Below are 2,856 nucleotides of genomic sequence, written 5' to 3'. Positions count from 1 at the left end.
ATTTGTACCCTAAAAACTAAATAAGAGATCATTCAACGACGTTTCAAAGCCAAATTGGTTAGTTAAGTCCTCGATCGATTAGTATTCGTCAGCTCCACGTGTCACCACGCTTCCACCTCGAACCTATCAACCTCATCATCTCTGAGGGATCTTACTCACTTGAAGTGATGGGAAGTCTCATCTAGAGGGGGGCTTCATGCTTAGATGCTTTCAGCACTTATCCCTGCCACACGTAGCTACCCAGCTATGCTCCTGGCGGAACAACTGGTACACCAGCGGTGTGTCCATCCCGGTCCTCTCGTACTAAGGACAGCTCCTCTCAAACTTCCAACGCCCACGACGGATAGGGACCGAACTGTCTCACGACGTTCTGAACCCAGCTCGCGTACCGCTTTAATGGGCGAACAGCCCAACCCTTGGGACCGACTACAGCCCCAGGATGCGATGAGCCGACATCGAGGTGCCAAACCTCCCCGTCGATGTGAACTCTTGGGGGAGATAAGCCTGTTATCCCCGGGGTAGCTTTTATCCGTTGAGCGATGGCCCTTCCATGCGGAACCACCGGATCACTAAGCCCGACTTTCGTCCCTGCTCGACTTGTAGGTCTCGCAGTCAAGCTCCCTTCTGCCTTTACACTCTGCGAATGATTTCCAACCATTCTGAGGGAACCTTTGGGCGCCTCCGTTACTCTTTGGGAGGCGACCGCCCCAGTCAAACTGCCCGCCTGACACTGTCTCCGAACCGGATTACGGTCCTGGGTTAGAAGGTTCGTACAGCCAGGGTGGTATCCCACGGGTGCCTCCACGTAAGCTAGCGCTCACGCTTCGATGGCTCCCACCTATCCTGTACAAGCTGTACCAACATTCAATATCAGGCTACAGTAAAGCTCCACGGGGTCTTTCCGTCCTGTCGCGGGTAATGTGCATCTTCACACATAGTATAATTTCACCGGGTCTCTCGTTGAGACAGTGCCCAAGTCGTTGCACCTTTCGTGCGGGTCGGAACTTACCCGACAAGGAATTTCGCTACCTTAGGACCGTTATAGTTACGGCCGCCGTTTACTGGGGCTTCGGTTCAACGCTTCGCACCGAAGTGCTAACGCTTCCCCTTAACCTTCCAGCACCGGGCAGGTGTCAGCCCCTATACTTCGCCTTACGGCTTCGCAGAGACCTGTGTTTTTGCTAAACAGTCGCTTGGGCCTATTCACTGCGGCTCCTCGGCAGAGGAGCACCCCTTCTCCCGAAGTTACGGGGTCATTTTGCCGAGTTCCTTAACGAGAGTTCTCCCGCTCACCTTAGGATTCTCTCCTCGCCTACCTGTGTCGGTTTGCGGTACGGGCACCTATGAACTCACTAGAGGCTTTTCTTGGCAGTGTGAAATCCGGAACTTCGGTACTCTATTTCCCTCCCCATAACAGCTTGAAATTGCCGGACGGATTTGCCTATCCGACTTTCTCACTGCTTGGGCGCACGCTTCCATCGGTGCGCTTTCCTTATCCTACTGCGTCCCCCCATCGTTCAAACGCTCATGAGGTGGTACAGGAATATCTACCTGTTGTCCATCGCCTACGCCTTTCGGCCTCGGCTTAGGTCCCGACTAACCCTGAGAGGACGAGCCTTCCTCAGGAAACCTTAGGCATTCGGTGAAAGAGATTCTCACTCTTTTTTCGCTACTCATACCGGCATTCTCACTTCAAAGCGCTCCACCAGTCCTCACGGTCTGACTTCACAGCACTTTGAACGCTCTCCTACCATTGTTCGTAGAACAATCCGCAGCTTCGGTGATACGTTTAGCCCCGGTACATTTTCGGCGCAGAGTCACTCGACCAGTGAGCTATTACGCACTCTTTAAATGATGGCTGCTTCTAAGCCAACATACTGGTTGTCTAAGCAACTCCACATCCTTTTCCACTTAACGTATACTTAGGGACCTTAGCTGGCGGTCTGGGCTGTTTCCCTTTCGACTATGAACCTTATCACCCATAGTCTGACTCCCAAGGCAAAGTAACTGGCATTCGGAGTTTGACTGAATTCGGTAACCCGGTGAGGGCCCCTAGTCCAATCAGTGCTCTACCTCCAGTACTCATCTCCTTGAGGCTAGCCCTAAAGCTATTTCGGAGAGAACCAGCTATCTCCGTGTTCGATTGGCATTTCACCCCTACCCACACCTCATCCCCGCATTTTTCAACATACGTGGGTTCGGGCCTCCAGTCAGTGTTACCTGACCTTCACCCTGGACATGGGTAGATCACACGGTTTCGGGTCTACGACCGCATACTCATTCGCCCTATTCAGACTCGCTTTCGCTGCGGCTCCGTGTCTTCCACTTAACCTTGCATACGATCGTAACTCGCCGGTCCATTCTACAAAAGGTACGCCGTCACCCATAAACGGGCTTCGACTACTTGTAGGCACACGGTTTCAGGTTCTCTTTCACTCCCCTTCCGGGGTGCTTTTCACCTTTCCCTCACGGTACTGGTTCACTATCGGTCACTAGGGAGTATTTAGCCTTGGGAGATGGTCCTCCCGGATTCCGACGGAATTCCACGTGTTCCGCCGTACTCAGGATCCACTCCGGAGGAAATTCCTTTTCGATTACAGGGCTCTTACCTTCTTTGGCGGATCTTTCCAGATCGCTTCATCTAATGAATTTCTTGGTAACTCCAATGGAGTGTCCTACAACCCCAGAAGGCAAGCCTTCTGGTTTGGGCTGATTCCGTTTCGCTCGCCGCTACTTAGGAAATCGCATTTGCTTTCTTTTCCTCCGGGTACTGAGATGTTTCAGTTCCCCGGGTGTGCCTCTTCTATCCTATGTATTCAGATAGAAGTACTGTTCCATTACGAACAGTGGGTTCCC

General features: G+C 52.4%; 1 rRNA gene. It reads right to left on the bottom strand.

What is annotated here, in order from left to right:
- Positions 1-58: 58 nt before the first annotated feature.
- A 23S ribosomal RNA gene (locus M948_RS42370) occupies positions 59-2,856 on the bottom strand; the annotation flags it as partial.

The sequence above is a fragment of the Virgibacillus sp. CM-4 genome, assembly GCF_000445495.1.
GTDB lineage: Bacteria > Bacillota > Bacilli > Bacillales > Amphibacillaceae > Virgibacillus > Virgibacillus salexigens.
This window is presented reverse-complemented; position numbering and strand designations above follow the sequence as displayed.